The 19,094-nt window shown below is 48.0% G+C and carries 13 protein-coding genes; 8 read left to right on the top strand and 5 right to left on the bottom strand.

Annotation, left to right across the window (positions count from 1 at the left end; translation table 11 throughout):
* Positions 1-79 precede the first annotated feature (79 nt).
* On the bottom strand, positions 80-2,632 hold the full coding sequence (locus AC58PV_RS34410; protein WP_497437549.1) for a U32 family peptidase: 2,553 nt from the start codon (positions 2,630-2,632) through the stop codon (positions 80-82).
* A 228-nt stretch (positions 2,633-2,860) separates the two neighbouring features.
* Here AC58PV_RS34410 and AC58PV_RS34405 point away from each other — a divergent pair, with 228 nt between their 5' ends.
* The 6 genes from AC58PV_RS34405 (at position 2,861) to AC58PV_RS34380 (ending at position 10,918) form a co-directional block, all read left to right on the top strand.
* A complete protein-coding gene (locus AC58PV_RS34405) occupies positions 2,861-6,124 on the top strand; it encodes an FG-GAP repeat domain-containing protein (protein WP_497437532.1) in 3,264 nt (1,087 codons plus the stop codon).
* 49 nt (positions 6,125-6,173) lie between these two features.
* Positions 6,174-6,425: an acyl carrier protein gene (locus tag AC58PV_RS34400; protein WP_497437531.1), complete on the top strand. Its 252-nt coding sequence runs from the start codon at positions 6,174-6,176 to the stop codon at positions 6,423-6,425.
* Between the two features lie 7 nt (positions 6,426-6,432).
* On the top strand, positions 6,433-7,632 hold the full coding sequence (locus AC58PV_RS34395; RefSeq protein ID WP_497437530.1) for a class-II aminoacyl-tRNA synthetase family protein: 1,200 nt from the start codon (positions 6,433-6,435) through the stop codon (positions 7,630-7,632).
* A 90-nt stretch (positions 7,633-7,722) separates the two neighbouring features.
* A complete protein-coding gene (locus AC58PV_RS34390; protein WP_497437528.1) occupies positions 7,723-8,640 on the top strand; it encodes a hypothetical protein in 918 nt (305 codons plus the stop codon).
* Between the two features lie 101 nt (positions 8,641-8,741).
* On the top strand, positions 8,742-9,896 hold the full coding sequence (locus tag AC58PV_RS34385) for an MBOAT family O-acyltransferase (RefSeq protein WP_497437527.1): 1,155 nt from the start codon (positions 8,742-8,744) through the stop codon (positions 9,894-9,896).
* Between the two features lie 53 nt (positions 9,897-9,949).
* A complete protein-coding gene (locus AC58PV_RS34380; RefSeq protein ID WP_497288569.1) occupies positions 9,950-10,918 on the top strand; it encodes a sugar phosphate isomerase/epimerase family protein in 969 nt (322 codons plus the stop codon).
* Between the two features lie 82 nt (positions 10,919-11,000).
* On the opposite strand, the gene AC58PV_RS34375 is transcribed toward AC58PV_RS34380, so the two are convergent.
* From AC58PV_RS34375 to uvrB, 4 genes are all read right to left on the bottom strand, one after another.
* Positions 11,001-11,204: a hypothetical protein gene (locus tag AC58PV_RS34375; RefSeq protein WP_497437526.1), complete on the bottom strand. Its 204-nt coding sequence runs from the start codon at positions 11,202-11,204 to the stop codon at positions 11,001-11,003.
* A gap of 293 nt (positions 11,205-11,497) precedes the next feature.
* Positions 11,498-11,647, bottom strand: a complete 150-nt coding sequence (locus tag AC58PV_RS34370) for a hypothetical protein (protein ID WP_157265097.1) — start codon at positions 11,645-11,647, stop codon at positions 11,498-11,500.
* Between the two features lie 259 nt (positions 11,648-11,906).
* Entirely contained in the window at positions 11,907-14,789 is a 2,883-nt protein-coding gene (gene uvrA, locus AC58PV_RS34365) for an excinuclease ABC subunit UvrA (protein WP_497437524.1), read from the bottom strand.
* Positions 14,790-14,830: 41 nt separating this feature from the next.
* Positions 14,831-16,828 (bottom strand): excinuclease ABC subunit UvrB, encoded by a 1,998-nt coding sequence (gene uvrB / locus AC58PV_RS34360; protein ID WP_497437523.1) that lies wholly within the window; start codon positions 16,826-16,828, stop codon positions 14,831-14,833.
* A gap of 272 nt (positions 16,829-17,100) precedes the next feature.
* On the opposite strand from uvrB, the gene AC58PV_RS34355 reads away from it, so the two are divergent.
* Positions 17,101-17,892, top strand: a complete 792-nt coding sequence (locus tag AC58PV_RS34355; protein ID WP_497437521.1) for a flagellar motor protein — start codon at positions 17,101-17,103, stop codon at positions 17,890-17,892.
* Positions 17,876-18,697 (top strand): flagellar motor protein MotB, encoded by an 822-nt coding sequence (locus tag AC58PV_RS34350; RefSeq protein WP_497437520.1) that lies wholly within the window; start codon positions 17,876-17,878, stop codon positions 18,695-18,697. Before AC58PV_RS34355 ends, AC58PV_RS34350 begins: the two co-directional genes overlap by 17 nt.
* The last annotated feature ends 397 nt before the right edge of the window (positions 18,698-19,094 follow it).

Below are 19,094 nucleotides of genomic sequence, written 5' to 3'. Positions count from 1 at the left end.
GACAAATTCAACAAGAAAAACCGCCCCACGACATCATTGTCGAGAGACGGTCTACACACCATGCTATATCTTCAGTTACCTATTTCACCAAAGTACCCTTGGTTACACCAAGTTGGTTCGTTGCCTTCAGCGAGCGCCATACTTGTGTGCCACTAATCTGGCCATCGATTGCTTGGCGATACAAATCAAGAATTTCCGTTACTTTCTCCGGTGTCTCTTCCAAGAACTCCACACGGAACGAGCGGATGCCCAGATCCATGAAGTGGTTCAGGTACTCCGCACCTGATTGATCTACCGCATTGTAAACAGTATTGCGGCACCCCTCGTCTACGCGAACAGGGTGAGACATCCCAACACGGTCTTGCAAGGAGGCACGCTTCTCTTCACAAGGACGACCGCAGTTCGTGAAATCCGTTCCCTCACTGAGGAAGGTACAGTACACACAGTGCTCCGTATGGAACATCGGCATATGTTGATGAATAACGACTTCGAGCTTGGAAGTTTCCGCACGGCGAAGCAAATCAACCATCTGCTGAATATTCAAGTCATAGGAAGGTGTTACCTTGGAAAGCCCAGCAGCCAAGAACAAATCAGCCGCCTTGTGGTTGGCTATATTCAAGGAGAAGTCACCAATCAGCTGCGGTTGCGGCGCATCGGGGTTCTCCAAACGATGCTTCAAGAAATAGTACGCTGCGCCGGTATTACGAATCAGAACTGCATCTGGCTTCAGCTTGAGTATATTGTTAAAATAGCCCGTTTCCCCTGGCATATGAATCCGCGGTGTCACCAAAGCGATCTTACGCCCAGCGGCATGAACAGCTTCAACGGCTGCAGGGAACTGCTTAATAAATTCAAAATCAGCATAAATCAAGTTGACGTCTGTCGTTGCCAGCACAGCTTTCACCTGATCTAGGTTACGGCATAGTGCCGTCAACTCGACCGCACTGCGGTCGGCGGGGGAAAGCACAGGTGCATTCACGGCGGTAACAGCCGCGTGATGCTCAGTCACAGCAGCCGGCACGTCGTCGTACACGCCGACTTCGCGCTTGATGTACGCGCGCGGCTTCTGCCGCTCGTCTTCCATCAGCTCAACAGCCGCTCGTCGCATGCTGTTCAGCTCACGCATCGGCACGATCAATGCACCGTCCAGCTGGACATCCAGCTCGGCAAGCTCATAAATCGTGCCGCCAAGGCGACCGAACTGCTCCGTGAAGAGCTGTTCGTCCATCGGTCTTTTCTCCGCTTGAACCAGCGGAAGCTCGGATTGTACGAAGACGGTGTGACCGCCGCGTACATCCGTCCACCAGCTCTTGAGCGTCTCGCCAAGGACGCCGGTTACTTTCACGCTTACCGGGAATGTACGGTAAGGCTTATCCGTCTCGAACGTCTGGCGCAGACGTTTGTCCAGCGCAGGATCGTTCGTCTTCCAGATGCGATCGCCCACGTGCAAACGGCCAAGCTCTACATCGTTGCGGCCCATGACGATTTCGATCAAGCCACCCTCGGCTTCGCCTTCGAGTTTCTCACCTTTGCGGCGCAAATCGTAGATGCGCCCTCCTTCTTCCTTCTTCGTCGGATCCCCCGCGTCGAAGACAAGCCCGTCACCGCGCTTCAGCGGCGCCTCCAACTCACAGATCACGGCATCGCGCAGAATCTGCTTGATGCGGCCCACGAACACCCCACGGCTCTTCGGAAATGTGCCGTCAACCAACTGCTTGTTGTTGGTTCCTTGCAGGAACCCAACGGTAAATCCGCGTGAGAAGCTTTGCTGAAGCTCACGCACTTCCTCTTTGGATGGACGAGCGTCCATCCCATCGAAATAACGATCAATCGCTTTGCGATACTTGCTCACGACATTGGCCACATATTCAGGGGTCTTGAGACGCCCTTCAATTTTAAAAGAACGAACACCCGCTTCAATCAGCTCAGGCACGATTTCAATCGCCGCCAAATCCTTTGGCGACAAGAGATACGTAACGTCTCCCATCGGTTTATGCTCGCCATCGACCATAAGATCATACGGCAAACGACAAGCCTGCGCACATTCTCCGCGGTTCGCGGAACGGCCTCCCCACATTTCGGAGGTTAAGCATTGTCCCGAATAGGACACACAAAGGGCGCCATGCACAAACACTTCCATCGGAAGCTTCGCTTGATCACCGATTTGTTTAATTTGTTTCAGGTTATTCTCACGACCAAGCACGACGCGCTCGATGTCGAACGGCTTCGTAAACTCAACCGCTTCTGGCGATGTAATCGTCATCTGCGTTGAACCATGAATCGGGAAATCCGGGGAGATTTCACGAATCATTTTGACCAAGCCCAAGTCTTGTACAATCACCGCATCCACGCCAGCATCAACACACGCATCAATCAGCTGCTTCGCATCATTCAACTCTTCCTCGAACACGAGAATGTTGAACGTCAAGAAACCTTGAACACCATATAGATGAAGGAACGACATAATATCCGGCAATTCTGCCATCGTAAAGTTATGCGCTCTCGCTCTCGCATTAAATTTCTCCACACCAAAAAACACGGCATCCGCCCCATTGGCAACCGCCGCTCGCAAACAATCCCAATCCCCCGCAGGGGCCAATAATTCTACATCTTCTCTGCGTATCGTACGCATGGCAGCAAATCCTTTCAATATCAACCTCGGTGATCCTCAAACTCTTCTCTTTAGTGTAACAGAAACAATAGGTAGGAATCTAGGGCAGGGGAATAACTACGCCTAAAGCCAATATCCGACAATCCAATCCGTTTCCATGCCTTTAGAAGTTAACAAACGTACCCAATGAATGCTATAATGGCAAGGATAGTGAGCTATATTAACCATTCTAGCAATCGAGGGATCCTTTTGAATTTGTCGAAAATTCGTGTAACCCCACTACTAATCGGGTTAATTCTTGGCTTCTTAGTCATCGTGCTAATTCTTCTATTTTTGCCAAAAGTCGAGGAAACTAAGCTTCTATACGCAACGAACGGGGAATCTTACGATACCGCTGCTTATAGTAATTTTGACCAAACCTTACAAGCTGGTGTTCAAATTGATAGAAAAAGCTTAAGCTCTATGTCGGTCCGCCAGCTAGGCTCCTATGACGCACTGTATTTGGATCCAGGGCTAGCACAGTCTTCCATATGGACTGAACAATCAAACAAGCTTATGGCATTCGTGAAACAAGGCGGACATTTATTGTTGGAAAATGAGTTTGCGGAACGGTTTCCGCTAGATTTTCTTGGCGCTGCTGGACTTGTTGATTTGAAAAAGATGCAATTGAGCCAATTCGGCTCACCTTTGTTGTCAGGCGATTCGCTGACTCTCAGCTACCCGCAAGTGCCTGTTAATTTACAGGGCATCCAACAAACATTTCAATTATTTACAACCAGTTATCTCAAACATAACACGATGGAAGATATGCCCGGCTTTCAACTGGGGTATGGATTCAGTCCTTCCACGGGTCAAACGATTGTAAGCATGGCTAACCCATCCGATGTGAATAAGCCTATCTCTCTGGTCATGCAAAATCGCGTCGGCGAAGGTGCCGTACTGATCAGCAGTAATTTCCTGCCGAATCGTTACTTCCCTACCGGCTTCGATATGAAGAGTGGCTTCGATCCGAAATTAGGCTTTGCCCAACTTGCAGAGAAATACCAAGCGGCAAGCAAGCCTACGCCCGGAACGACTTATTTCAATAAAAAAGCGTTGCCGATCGAGCCGTATTTTAACTTCGCTTGGGCGGCGGCTAACATGCAGTATCGCAGTGAGCTGCTCGCTTATGTCTCGAAAGAAACACTTGGTTATAGTGTGAAAAAGAGTTTGGGCCCTTATGGACGGCCTGCGATGGCGTTCCAGAACCATTTCGAGGCAATGCCGTCAATCGGGCAAAAGGACGGCATCGCTTGGGCGGAGAAGCTCAAAGAATATAACGAGGTTCCCTCGTTTACACTCGTGCGCAGCGCCTTCTACTGGGGGGAGTGGCGCGAGAGCGTGACGGTGCAGCTCAACACGGGAACGAACGCGAAGCCGTCGTTCGTCGGGGAGTTGCCCGGCTCCGGCTACGCGAGCGGCTTGCATGTGATGGCTGCCGGCATTCCACTGCGGCAAGCCACGTACGGGCCGTATCGCGATCTGGCGAGCGCGATTGAACTGCCCTACCGCGCATACCCTGCCGCGGCGGATTTGAACGGCGACGGCCGCATGGACTTCGTCGTCGGCAGCGCGGATGGATTCGTGTATGTCTACACGAATCTCGGCAAGGATGAGGCGGCATACGTCAGCGAGCCGCCGCCGAAGGGCATGGCGCTGCCCGACACGTTCGGCGCGCCGGCGAAGTTGCTGCTGGAGAGCGGCGCGCCGCTCCAGCTCGGCCCTTACAGTGCCGTTCACGCTGCCGACGTGAACGGGGATGGCCGCACGGACCTCGTCGTCTCGGACGAGTCCGGTGGGGTGTGGCTTCTGCCGCAGCTCGCTAGCGGCAGGTTCGGGCAGCCCGCGGCCGTGCTCGCGGGCGGTACCCCGCTGCAGCTGCCCGGAGGGCCTGCAGCGCCAGCCGTCGCCGACGTGAACGGCGATGGCAAGCTCGACCTCGTCCTAGGCGCAGCCGATGGACGAGTGTGGCTGTATCAGGGCCGCAGCGCAGCGGCCCTGGATCTGAACCAAGGCAGCGCGATCATCACGCTGCCGAACAAGGCCACGCACGCCGCGCCAGCGGTGCGTGATATGAATCAAGACGGCCGACTAGATCTCGTGGTCGGCAGCAGCGACGGGGATCTGCAAGTGTTCACCCAAGAAAGCGGTGGCGCTTGGGCAGATGCCGGTCCCCTCGAAGGGACAACTTTGAATCAAGTTGGCAACCATGCTTTGGTTGCTGGACATTATTCCGTCCCACTTTGGCTGGACCTCAACCATGATGGCACTGACGATCTGATTGTGGGTGGTATCGAATTCGGATCTCCTGTATCGATCGATAACCCGCATTTTCCTTATAAATCGGAATTAAACGAATTTATTACGTATGCCAAAGAGCAGCATCTACAACTAAATCCGCATACATTTGTACATAATTTTAAGAGTGCGGAAGATGAGAGAGCTGAGTTCAACCTACATCAACAAGCCTTTGATAAGCTTGGTATTCCATGGTTACATCCTGGAACGAACCAGCACACCTGGCGCATTAACAATGAAGATCACGATCAGACCCTGTTAACCGAGAAAGCCCAAGGCATGTGGTACAACTTCGGATTCTTACCTTCCGAGTCACCTGTGCTCGCTCGTCCGGAATCGATCTGGTCGCTTCCCTTCCTTCTGCAGGACCAACAAGGAAAGACCGATGCGACGATGCTCATTCATGCGCCTACCCCCGTCCTTCGGCCTGCTGGCGATTATGCGAACACGGATGTATTCGAATCCATGGTCAAACTAGATATGCCGATTGATTATTTCGAACATATTGAATACCATTTTCCTGAACCTCAGAAAATTGCTAACTTAACAGAATTCGCCGAATACTTTGACAAGCTTCGCACGAAGCATGATTATAACTTTATGTCCGAAACACAGATGGCCAAATCGTTCTTAACCGCTATGCAAAGCGATGTGAAGATCAGCCAATCCTGGGGTTCCTACCTCTGGGACAGACTGAAAGATCAGCTAAGCGGCGGCAGTCCGCATTTCCATGCTACGCTGTCGGTTGATTCATCCGCTGTATCTAGTCTATCCGAGGAGTATACGAACACCTTAGGGGTCATCATCGAGAAGGGCGATAGGCTAGCCCTTTACTCTCTGCAAAGTGATGCTAACATCTACACGACGATTGAAAACAAGTTATACCTCGGATTAGCGACACAAGCTAAAATTCGTGTTGGTCCATCTTCACCAGAGTTCCATGTTGTCCGTTCGAATGTTCCTTTTACCCTTACGAGTGAAGGAAGTACGCATCAGTTACAGCTTGAATCCGCAGGTTTGCAGCAAGTTAAACTCTTTAGTCCTACGGAACTCAAGTTCAGTACTACTGATGGCACGAAAGTTGTTTATGATGCACCATCGATGACTTACACACTGACCCGATACGGGGACGTGACCACACTTACTTTTACCGGCCCTGTCGCGAATGCACAGTAACCCTATCCGCATTACCAATAACTTTCTTTTGAACCAGGAGGCTTTCCCCATGTCTAATTTGTTAGATGAGCTAGAGCAGCATATTCGCGAGCGTTACGAAATTGCCGAGGACGATGATGATTTCGATGTTGATGTACATTTGTTCGATTATGGGTTTATTGATTCCGTTGGGGCGACTGCACTCATCGCTCACATCGAGAAAACGTACAACCTACAAGTAACGAACCAAGATTTGATGCTCTATCCGATGAACACGGTGAGTGAAATTGCCGAATTTATTTCCAAGAAGACAGCGAGGTAATCAGCTCATGAATACAGTTAAAATTTCACTAGCCGGTCTAGCTGAAAGCCAGCACGGGCAAGTCAAATATGCCTCAGCTTTCGCTGATGAGCATATCCAAGAAATCCTTTTGATCGATGGCCACATCATCATTACGCACAACTCACCAAACGGCGATGAGGGGATTACTTCACGAGTTGAGCGTCTGATTGAGCGTTTCTCCCACGGCGATTTCGGCTTCAAAGAAAATATCTTATTCGAAAATAAAGTGGACACGCCGTATGAAGGCGATATTATTGCTGAGCTCGCTGAGCGCAAAGCGATTAAAGTGTTAGAGCCTGGCCTCTTCATTTTCCGTGAGCCTTTCTCCAGCTTAATGCGTTTCCTTGATTACTCGTTCGTCAGCAAAATCGCGCGACGTTTCGAAGGTGTCCAAGAGGAACAATATCCTGCGGTCATCAACAGCCATACGTTGAACAAAACGAACCATTTCACTTCGTTCCCGGAGCACATTCATTTCGTAACGCATCTGCGTGAAGATCTCGATGTCATTGAAGCGTTCTCACAAACGATTCGCGAAGCAGGCGGCTGGGATCAAGAGAAGCCTTTGGCACTCGATAATAACATGGTGAAACCGAACTTCATGATGAACCCTTCCACATGCTATCACTGCTATGAAGGGCTTGAGAATGAGACTTTGGAAGGCGACGGCATTGTCGTGACCGCGATTGCGAAATGTCATCGTTTCGAGTCCAAGAACCATTCCGACTTCGGTCGTTTACTCGACTTCTCGATGCGTGAAATTATTTTCGTCGGCAAGCCTGACTTTGTCAAAGAAAACCGCTTGAAATCTATCGAATATTTGAAAGAATTGGCCGTTGAATGGGAAGTAGACAGCTTGCTGGAGATTGCGAACGATCCGTTCTTCACGAATGATTTCCAAGTGAAAGCGTCTTTCCAACGCAACCAGGAGATGAAATACGAGCTTCGCTTGAACATTCCGCATGTGAAGAAATCCATCGCATGTTCTTCCGTCAATTTCCATAGCAATACGTTCGGGAATGCGTTTAATATCAAAATGGGCAAACGCAACGCCGTCACAGGCTGTGTAGGCTTCGGTATCGAACGCTGGGCTTTCGCATTCCTCGCACAGTACGGTCTAGATGAGGCGCAATGGCCTGCGACATTCCGTGAGCAATACAACGCTTGGCAAGAAAAGGCTTTGTAATTCTTAATTCAATTTCCCAGGGCGCTCGTCTCCTACGAATGAGTCCTTGGGTTTTCCTTTTAACCACTACGAAGATAATGAGTGATTCTATTGAAAGCAACCGCTGCTTTTCTCAAAAAAAATAGCTTTGCACTCGGCCTATTGCTCGCCATCGTCGTCTCCGACCTGCTCATTTCCTGGTGGAACCCGATGGCGTCTTCACGCCGTTTTTACAAAAACGACTTCACCAAAACGCTCTACCACCATAGCTGGTCCCATACGGGTCCGGTTTTCTTCGGTAATTCGGCCGTTACGGGTGCTTATATCGAAGAAAAGTCCGCGCATCCTTTGATAGAGATGGGGCTTTCCTACGGGAAGCTTACCGACTTGAAGGGCATCCTGAAGAACAACCTGTATCAAGTGCAGGACGAGCTTGTGATCGGGATCGACGTGCATACGATGCTTGACCCGCTCGAAACAGATCCCACTTATCAATGGTTCAAACCTTGGTACCAACCTTATGTGTATACGTACCGTGATTACTTCCGCGATTCTGGTGTGGAGTTTGCTCGTAATCTTAGCAAAGGGAGTCTCGCTTATGAGCCTCGCTGGATCGATAAGGAACTATACCCAGGTCGCAAGGACGATGCTGCGTTAAAGCTCAAATGGGACGACTACGACAAACGGTTCGGTGGTATGACCTTGAAAGATTTTCAAGACAATCTAGATGCCTTGCAGTGGGTGATCCAGTATGCGGACGAGTATGAGCTCGCGCTGCGTGTGATCTGGATGCCGTGGAACAAAGGCTACGCCGATCCGCCTTATGTGGCCTCTCTGAAGGAAGCAGTCAATCTGCAGCTTAAGGCTGCGAATGTGCCAACGCTTGATCTGATGCACACGTACGACCCGCGTTATTTCCACGACCTCGTTCACTTGAACCGTGAAGATGGTGCACCTCTATTTACGAAGGAGGTCGACACATGGTTAAATTCCTTAGGAAAACCGGCGAAATCCTCATCTACCTCGTGATGCTTTACTTGGTTTTCATTTATTTTACAGGCAAGGGATTGTTCATTTACGAAAAGTTCTAAGATCTTGATCTAGCAAGCGAGAAGAGGAGTTCTTTAGCCATGTTTTATATGCACATGAACGCGATGGTCGCGATGAGTGGCATGATTGCCGTTCTGATGCTCACCCGCAAGTGGGCGGATAATAAGCGGATTTTGATGATCATATTCAGTCTGTGCTTCCTCCTGTTATTTAGTAAGAAACTGGTCGTTTTCTATGCGGCTTTTACGATAATTAATTATTTCGGGTTTGTGTATCTGTGCCGGACGACGTTGTGGCGGAAAGCGACCTTTATTTTCGGCATCGCCGCGAATATCGTAGGTGTCTTTCTCGGTGTTCGCTTTTTCGTTATGGGGGTTTTCACCTCCCCGTTGTTCGACGCCATCATTTATCTCGGACTCATCTACAACGTTCTGAAAGTCATTGATTCGTATTATTTCGCTTATTTCTTCGGAAAAGATGGCGAAGTGCCGGCAATTGATTATGCGAACTATCTCTTGTTCATTCCGACCTTCACGTCTGGGCCTATTCTGAAATTCCGGGATTTCATGGCCGATAGTAAAAAGCCCTACACGGTAGACGCTAAGCTCTTTGAAGACAGTGTGAAGCGTATTATTCTAGGTTTATTTAAAAAGATTGTCGTCGTCACCTGGATGACTGGGGTATTCGACAGTGTGTTGAAGCATGAGCTGCATACTTGGGAATCTTTATTTCTATTAATCTGGTTCTATGCGCTCATTTACTTCGATTTCTCCGGCTATTCCGATATGGCGATTGGCTATGGCCGATTAATGGGGTACACGATGCCTGAGAACTTCAAAAAACCGCTCTTCTCACCATCCATGACGCAGTTTTGGCGGAACTGGCATGCGACGCTGGGCGATTTCTTCCGGGATCACATCTTCATGTTCTTCTCGCGTAAAACGCCCTCCACTGCGCTCACAGCCAGCCTATCCATCCTGATCATGGTGCTGATGGGCTTATGGCATGGCTTTACGTGGTTATACTTCCTCTATGGGCTGTACCACGGCATCATTATCGCCATCGAGAACATTTTCAAGCTCACGACTGTGAATAAGAAAAAGGTATCCAAAGCATACTTCTACTTCCGCTGTTTCGTTACGCAAACACTCGTTACGTTCTCGGTTATTATTTATAGTTCGAATTATGATACAGTCCTTCGAATCTATAAAGGCTTGCTTCATTTTACTGGATGATAGTGGTATAATTTGAACTGATTTGTTTTAACAAATATGGAGGTGTAACCCTAATGAAGTTAGGCGTTTTTATGGTTCTTTTCGGTGGAAAACCTTTCGAGGAAGCGCTGGATTATATTGCTGCGAAAGGCTTGGACGCTGTTGAGATTGGTACTGGTGGATACCCAGGTACTGCGCATTGCAACCCAGCAGAATTACTTGCTGATGCAGGGAAACTTAAAGCTTTTAAACATGCGGTAGAGTCCCGCGGGTTGACAATTAGCGCACTTAGCGCTCACGGTAACCCTCTTCACCCGCAAAAACACATCGCGAAAGAGTTTCACGATGCTATTATACAAACGATTGAATTGGCTGAACGCCTTGAAGTTCCCGTCGTTAATACGTTCTCTGGCTGCCCTGGTGACCATGAGGATGCCAAATATCCGAACTGGCCAGTAGCCCCTTGGCCGAACGATTTCCAAGAGATCTTGGACTGGCAGTGGACGAATAAAGTCATCCCTTACTGGAAAGAAACTGGTAAATTCGCAGCAGATCGCAATATCAAAATCGGATTAGAGCTGCACGGCGGATTCTCCGTACATACACCAGCAACGCTTCTTCGCCTTCGTGAAGCTGCAGGTGAAGCCATCGGTGCCAACCTAGATCCAAGTCACATGTGGTGGCAAGGAATTGACCCTGTTCAAGCAGTCCAAATCCTTGGACGCGCGAACGCAATCCATCACTTCCACGCGAAGGATACGTCGCATGACTACAACAACACGAACCGTCATGGTGTGACGGATATGCAGTCTTACACGAACATGCTGGACCGTGCTTGGCAGTTCCGCTCCGTTGGCTTCGGTCACGATATGAAGGTATGGGCAGATATCATCTCCGCATTGCGTCTGGTTGGTTATGACTATGTCGTTAGTATCGAACACGAAGACGGCTTGATGTCCGTTGACGAAGGCTTCTCCAAAGCTGTATCCAACCTACAACAAGTACTCATCAAGGAACCCCTTGGTGAAATGTGGTGGGTATAATTCAATAGAAGGTACACAAAAAGCCCACAGGCGCGAGATCATCCGATCTACCGTCCTGAGGGCTTTTGTTTACTTGTATGTACTACCAGCCTTTGATCATGATAACATCCATGAAAAGAAATACGAGTAGAGCTACAGTTCCAAATCCGAGTGCAAACAGATTTCTTCTTGGGTTGATCAATTGACGGATAACGGCAATTGCAATCACCACTGTGAAGATCAAAACATAGATATCAAAGCTTGTATACGTGCTAGTTGATGCTTCAGCTGCTTCTGCTAATAACATGGTGAAACCTCCTTATCATAACTCGGTGCAAGGCACACGTCCTGCTATTTTAATACTATGTTAGCTCGATTGGACACGAGATGCAAGTAGTTGCATCGATGTGTAACAAGTTTGTCACCTTTTGTTTGGAATTAGGCCTATTTGACGGGGTTGCATAGGCAGAATTCTTTCATATCCCTTGTACTGTATAAAATGTCCATCCATACGACTATTTATTACTCTCGTCAAGAACAACAAATACCCGTACAGTGAAACCGTACAGGCTCTGTTCAATTGCAATTTAGCACCGGTTCTTACACAGCTAATACATCTCGGTGTTCCTCATCTTCTGGAAGTTCAGTCAGCCTCGTGTAGGTTAGCTCTTTTTCTTGCCAGGCTAGAAATCGGAAAGGATCAATTCCTAAAGCAGATACAATTTCCTGAAGCTCTAACGTCGGTTTCATTATTAGCCTCCACAACATGAATTAGATTAGAACTGCTATATCTCTCAATTATCAAGTTAACGGTTAGGGAGAGGGAGATGTTCACTGTTACTTACTATTATTATAGGCCTACTTCTATCCCGATTGATAGAGGGTTAAATTGTCGAAGCCTGTATCATTCTATTAAGTCTTAGCAAACTTTTAAGTATTTTGGTCACTTGCACAATAAAAAAGCTTGAAATCGGTAAATAAATTACCAATTCCAAGCTTTTTGTATGCTTTAACTAACGGACCCTTCTAGGACCTCCATACGCTTCGCATAGTCTTCCGAGCGCACGCGATCCCGTTCAAGGATCGGCTTCAGGTATTGGCCGGTATACGACCCGGCCACTTTCACAACATCCTCTGGCGTACCTGCCGCCACGATCAAGCCCCCACGGCTGCCACCCTCGGGTCCTAGATCGATGAGGTGGTCCGCCGTCTTGATGACATCGAGGTTATGCTCGATGACTAGGACGGTCTCACCGCTCTCCACGAGGCGGTGAAGAACTTTCAGCAGACGATCGATATCATGGATGTGGAGCCCCGTCGTGGGCTCATCCAGAATATAGATCGTCTTGCCTGTACTGCGGCGGTACAACTCCGCAGCGAGCTTCACACGCTGGGCTTCGCCGCCTGACAGCGTAGTTGCTGGCTGACCGAGTGTCATGTAGCCCAGGCCGACATCTAGAAGTGTGGTGAGCTTACGATGAATCCGCGGCAAGTTCTTGAAGAACTCGCAACCGTCCTCAATCGTCATCTCCAGCACTTCCGAAATACTCTTGCCCTTATACTTCACTTCCATCGTCTCGCGGTTGTAGCGTTTACCCTTGCAAATCTCGCAAGGTACGTACACATCTGGCAAGAAATGCATCTCGATCTTGATGATGCCATCCCCACGACAAGCTTCACAACGGCCGCCCTTCACGTTAAAGCTAAAACGCCCCTTCTTATAGCCACGCACCTTCGCTTCGTTCGTATTCGCGTATACATCACGGATATCATCAAATACGCCCGTGTATGTCGCGGGATTGGAACGAGGTGTACGTCCAATTGGCGACTGATCAATATCGATAACTTTATCAACATGCTCTAATCCGACAATTTCTTTATGTTCACCAGGTCGAACTTTGGCACCATTCAAATCACGAGATAACGTCTTAAACAAAATTTCGTTGATTAACGTACTCTTGCCTGATCCGGATACACCCGTTACACAGGTGAAAACGCCCAAAGGAACCTTTGCCGACACATTTCGCAAATTATTTTCTTTGGCACCTTTCACTTCAATCCATTTGCCGTTCGGCTTACGTCGAACCGCAGGAATCGGAATGAACCGCTTGCCGCTCAAATACTGACCTGTTAAGGAGTTATCATCCTTCATCAACTCTGTTGGCGTACCTTGAGCAATTACTTGCCCACCATGGATACCAGCCCCAGGACCAATATCAATGATATAATCGGCTGCCATCATCGTGTCTTCATCATGCTCAACCACGATTAACGTATTTCCCAAATCACGCATATGCTCAAGCGTCTGGATCAATCGCGTATTATCTCGTTGATGCAGTCCGATACTTGGCTCATCAAGAATGTATAGAACGCCCATCAAGCTGGAGCCAATTTGTGTGGCTAAGCGAATCCGTTGTGCCTCTCCACCCGACAACGTGCCTGCGGCACGATGCATGGTCAAGTAATCAAGACCAACGTTGACAAGGAAGCCTAAACGAGCTCTAATTTCCTTCAGGATCAAATTGGAAATCGTCAGTTCACGCTCATTCAATTGCAAGCCTTTAAACCATTCCTCCGCATCTCCAATGGAAAGGGAAGTGGCGTGGGCAATATTCTTGCCATTGATCGTTACAGCCAATGTTTCAGGCTTCAAACGCTGTCCTTTACATTTCGGACACGGCTTGGTGCTCATATAAGTTTGAATATGCTCTCGAATGCCCTCAGAGAAAGTATCTTTGAATCGGCGTTCCAAGTTCCGAATAATCCCCTCAAAGGGAACTAACGCTTCCTTGGAAGCTCCCATATCATTCTCATAGCGGAATCGGATCTTCTCGCCGCCCGTTCCATAAAGAATTACCTTCAACTGTTCGGCGCTAATCTCCGACACAGGGACATTACGTGGAATCCCATAGTGCTCACAGACAGCAGCAAGAAACTGCGGATAATAATTGGACGTGCTTCCTGCCCACGCTTCAAATGCGCCTTCTTCAATCGTTAGCTTTCTATCGGGAACAAGCAGATCTGGATCCACGATCATTTGACTGCCTAAGCCATCACAATCTGGACAAGCTCCGAAAGGACTGTTGAAAGAAAACATTCTCGGCGCCAGCTCTTCAACGCTGAATCCGCACTCTGGGCATGCTAAGTTCTGGCTGAACAGAAGCTCTTCCTTCTCCATGACATCAACGATGACACGACCATTCGCCAATTTAAGTGCAGTTTCCAAGGAATCTGCCAAACGTGTCTGAACATCATCTTTGACCACGATACGGTCAACGACCACATCAATGGTGTGTTTTTTATTTTTGTCGAGCTCGATTTTCTCGGAAAGGTCTACGGTCTCCCCGTTGACGCGAACCCGAACAAATCCTTGCTTCTGAACATCCACGAATAACTTGGTGTGCTCACCTTTGCGCCCCGAAATAAGCGGTGCTAGAATCTGAATCTTCGTGCGCTCCGGATACTCCATAATCCTGTCTACCATTTGTTCCACGGTTTGCGAAGTAATCTCGATACCATGTGTAGGACAATGAGGCCGTCCGATACGAGCGAACAATAGCCTTAAATAGTCGTATATCTCCGTTACCGTTCCAACCGTGGAACGTGGATTACGGCTCGTGGTCTTCTGGTCAATGGATATAGCTGGTGACAAACCATCAATGGAATCGACATCTGGTTTATCCATATTCCCAAGAAACTGACGTGCATAGGCAGACAGTGACTCTACGTATCTCCGCTGTCCTTCTGCATAAATCGTATCAAAGGCCAGCGATGATTTCCCCGATCCACTCAAGCCCGTGAGTACGACGAACTTGTCACGTGGAATGGTGACATCAATATTTTTAAGATTGTGAGCTCTAGCTCCTTTAATAACGATCTGATCTCTAGACACAGATAACCTTCCTCTCCTATGTGAAGCCGAAACCCTCTTATTTAGGCGTCAGCTTTCATTTCCATAATCGCGTCACGCAGTTGCGCTGCACGTTCGAACTGTAGGTTCTTCGCCGCCTCTTTCATCTCGACTTCTAAGCGCTCGATCAGAGATGCACGATCTTTCTTCGACATCTTCGCACCCTTCACATCTGCCAGATAGTCGGATTTCTGCTCGGCAACCTTGGTTGCTTCGATCACATCGCGAATTTTCTTGGCAATCGTCTGTGGTGTGATGCCTAATTTCTCATTGTTAGCTTCCTGTAGGGCGCGGCGTCGATTGGTCTCCGAGATCGCTTTCTCCATGGAATCCGTGATTTTATCCCCGTACATGATGACTCGGCCATCCGAGTTCCGCGCAGCACGGCCAATGGTTTGAATCAACGAACGCTCCGAACGTAGGAAGCCTTCCTTATCCGCATCTAAAATAGCAACCAGTGAAACTTCTGGCAAGTCGAGACCTTCCCTGAGAAGATTGATCCCAATTAGCACATGGAATGTTCCCAAGCGCAAGTCCCGCAAGATCTGCATACGTTCAAAAGTCTTAATATCGGAATGCAAGTAACGCACTTTAATACCAATTTCCTTGAAGTAATCGGTTAAATCCTCCGACATCTTCTTCGTTAAGGTGGTCACAAGCACGCGCTCGTCTTTACGAACACGATCTTGGATTTCGGCGATGAGATCATCAATTTGACCTTTGGTTGGTCGAACCTCAATAATCGGATCCAACAACCCTGTTGGCCGAATAATTTGTTGAATCATCGTAGGGCAATGTTCTAACTCATAAGGCCCTGGCGTTGCTGATATATATAAAATCTGACTGATTTTGTCTTCAAATTCCTCGAAACGCAGCGGACGGTTATCAAGTGCAGAAGGCAGGCGGAAACCATGATCAACCAATACATCTTTCCGTGCTTTGTCTCCATTAAACATTGCGCGAATTTGCGGTAACGTCACGTGGGACTCATCCACCATGAACAGCATGTCGTCTGGGAAATAATCCATCAACGTATACGGCGTTGCCCCTCGCTCACGGAATGTCAGTGGCCCCGAGTAATTCTCGATACCTGAGCAGAAGCCCATCTCTTCCATCATTTCCATATCATAGCGCGTACGCTGCTCTAATCGCTGTGCTTCTAGCAGCTTACCTTGTTCCCTCAACTCAGCCAAACGCTCCTCGAGCTCTTGACCAATGTTCACGAGCGCGCGCTTCATGGTATCCTCGCCTGTTACGAAGTGAGAGGCCGGAAAAATCGCAATATGGTCGCGTTGCCCAATAATTTCACCCGTTAGCACATTAATCTCCGTAATCCGCTCAATCTCATCCCCAAACAGCTCAACACGTACTGCATGCTCACTGTGCGAAGCTGGGAAAATCTCGACAACATCACCACGCACACGGAACGTGCCGCGAACAAAGTTCAGATCATTGCGCTGATACTGAATATCCACGAGTCGATGCAAGATCTCCGTCCGAGACTTCTCCATACCCACTCGTAACGATAACAGTAAATTACCGTATTCGATCGGTGACCCCAAGCCGTAAATACACGACACGCTGGCAACAACAATGACGTCGCGGCGTTCGAACAAAGAACTTGTCGCCGAGTGACGAAGTTTATCGATTTCTTCATTGATGCTGGAATCTTTCTCGATGTAAGTGTCGGAGGAGGCGATGTAGGCTTCGGGTTGGTAGTAGTCATAGTAACTAACGAAGTAGGAAACAGCATTATGAGGAAAAAACTCTTTGAATTCACTGCACAACTGTGCAGCCAAAGTTTTATTGTGGGCAATAATCAAAGTTGGTCGGTTTAGTTTCGCTATTACTTGTGCTGCTGTGAACGTTTTACCTGTTCCCGTTGCACCGAGCAGCGTCTGATGCTTGTTGCCGGCTTGTATGCTCTGAACGATCTCCTCAATTGCTTGAGGCTGGTCTCCCTGCGGAAGAAAATCGGATACAAGCTCAAATTTCTTAGAGCTCATGACAATTTCATTCATTCCATTATCACCCTCATTGTCGAAATAAATCGAACTTTTATCCTATAAACTTTCCCAATAGACATTCCGATAAAGAAGTCTATGGAAGTTTTACGTACATATATGAAGGATTGTTATAACTATCCAACATAAGAATGTTTGTTCTCGTTTTTCCATTATACTATTTTTGAATCATGGATGCAAACTGCTTTATCTGTTAGAGCCTTATGCAAGGCGGTTTTCCTGCGTTTTTGGACCCTATTCTTTTTATGATAATTAGGAGTGGTACAGTCATGGATTTGACAACAGTATTAGGATTACTATTAGGACTTGCAGGTTTAATCGGCGGGTACATGTGGGATGGCGGTCATATCAATTCATTGATCATTCCTAGTGCAATGCTCATCGTTTTCGGTGGAACCTTCGGTGCAGTCGCCGTAAGTTTCCCGGGCTCTATTTTAGCCAAAATCCCTAAAGCTCTCAGCATTGCCTTCATGCAAGTCAAAAGAGATCCTGCAGCAACCATTAATGAACTTGTCGATATGGCGTCTATCGCTCGTCGAGAAGGTGTACTTGCCCTAGAACAACGTGCTCAGGAGCACGAGAACCCGTTCCTCAAAGACGGATTGCTTATGGTCGTAGACGGCACCGATCCCGAACTTACCAGACAAATTCTTGAACTCGAAATGGACGCCATCGAACATCAAGTTAGCAATATGTCGAAGGTATTCGAAGCTGGAGGCGGCTATGCACCAACCATGGGGATTATCGGTACGGTTATGGGACTTATCCACGTTCTCGGTAATCTAGAAGATCCATCTTCTCTTGGTCCAGCTATCGCCGTTGCGTTCACAGCTACTCTCTATGGTGTTATGAGCGCCAACTTAATTTATTTACCCATCGCTAACAAAATTAAGGTTCGTGGCAAAGAAATGGCCAATGAAATGGAACTCATGCTAGAAGGTATCCTTGCTTTACAAGCTGGTGAGAACCCGCAATTGATTAAGAAAAAACTGAACTCCTTCCTCCATGACAAGTCGCAAAAAGCCGTAGAGGAGGATGACAGGAATGACGAGACGCCGTAAGAAACAAGAAGAACATGTTAATCATGAAAGATGGCTCATTACGTATGCGGACTTAATTACGCTGCTGCTCGTATTTTTCATCATTATGTATGCAATGAGTAAAGTAGATGTTCAAAAGTATACCGTTTTGGCGCAAGCCTTAAACCTACAATTCCAAAAAGCTGACTCTATTTTAGATAAAAATCATGGCATCAGCGGCTCAATGACCCCGAAGCAAGGGGATGCGGACAGCAAGGATAAAGATTTAACACAACAGAATCAGGATAATCAGAAGGAAGAGCACGACAAAACGAAGACGGAAGACAGCGAGAAAGAAAAGCGTGAGAAGGAACTTCAGGATCTTCTGAAACAAGTGCAAGCCTATATTAAAGATCAGAACTTAGAGGCGCAAGTGTCTGCTAGTGATACGGAACGCGGTGTTGCGATTACGCTCAATGACCTATTCCTATTCGATTTAGGAAAAGCTGATCTGAAGGCACCTTCCTTCCCGATTCTGCAAAAGCTAGCGTCCCTCTTCCCAACCTTGAAGAGCAAAGTTAGCATCGAAGGACATACAGACGACTTGCCTCTTGCACCAGGCTCCCCTTATAAGGATAACTGGGGATTATCATTTGCCCGTTCCCTTTCTGTACTACGCTATTTCAGCGATACGGCTAATTTGGATGATAATAAATTCATCGCCACTGCGTATGCAGACACCATGCCCCAAGTAGCCAACTCTAGCGATGCAAATCGCAGCAAGAACCGCCGCGTAGAAATCATTGTCTTGCGGAACGACATCGCACCAACCACGCCTGTCAAATAATTCGATCGAACGCATAAAGGCCCTATTTCCACACGTGTGGAGATAGGGCCTTTGTTGCGGGTCGGGGGTGGGGTTCGGGTTCGGGTTCGGGTTCGCAGTTGCCGTCGCAGCTGCCGTTACGACCAGTAACTGTATAAACTCCAGTTATTTCGGCCATTTCCCCCTCCAAAATCAAAATAACTGGAAAACATGTAGCTAATTTTCCCAAATACGCTCCATTTGAGCTAAACAGAGAAAATTAACTACAGGAAATCCAGTTATTGCTCGCCATATTCTAAAATCATCCAATTTGTAGAGTGAAAGGCTGGGTTTACCAGCCTCTCCTCATCAAACCGTGCGTGAGGTTTTCCCTCACACGGCTTTCCGACGTTCTTCACCTTGGATATTACGGTAATTT

Source organism: Paenibacillus sp. J22FR83, from assembly GCF_059691955.1.
Note: the sequence above shows the minus strand (reverse complement) of the source record. Positions and strands in the feature narration are given on the sequence as shown.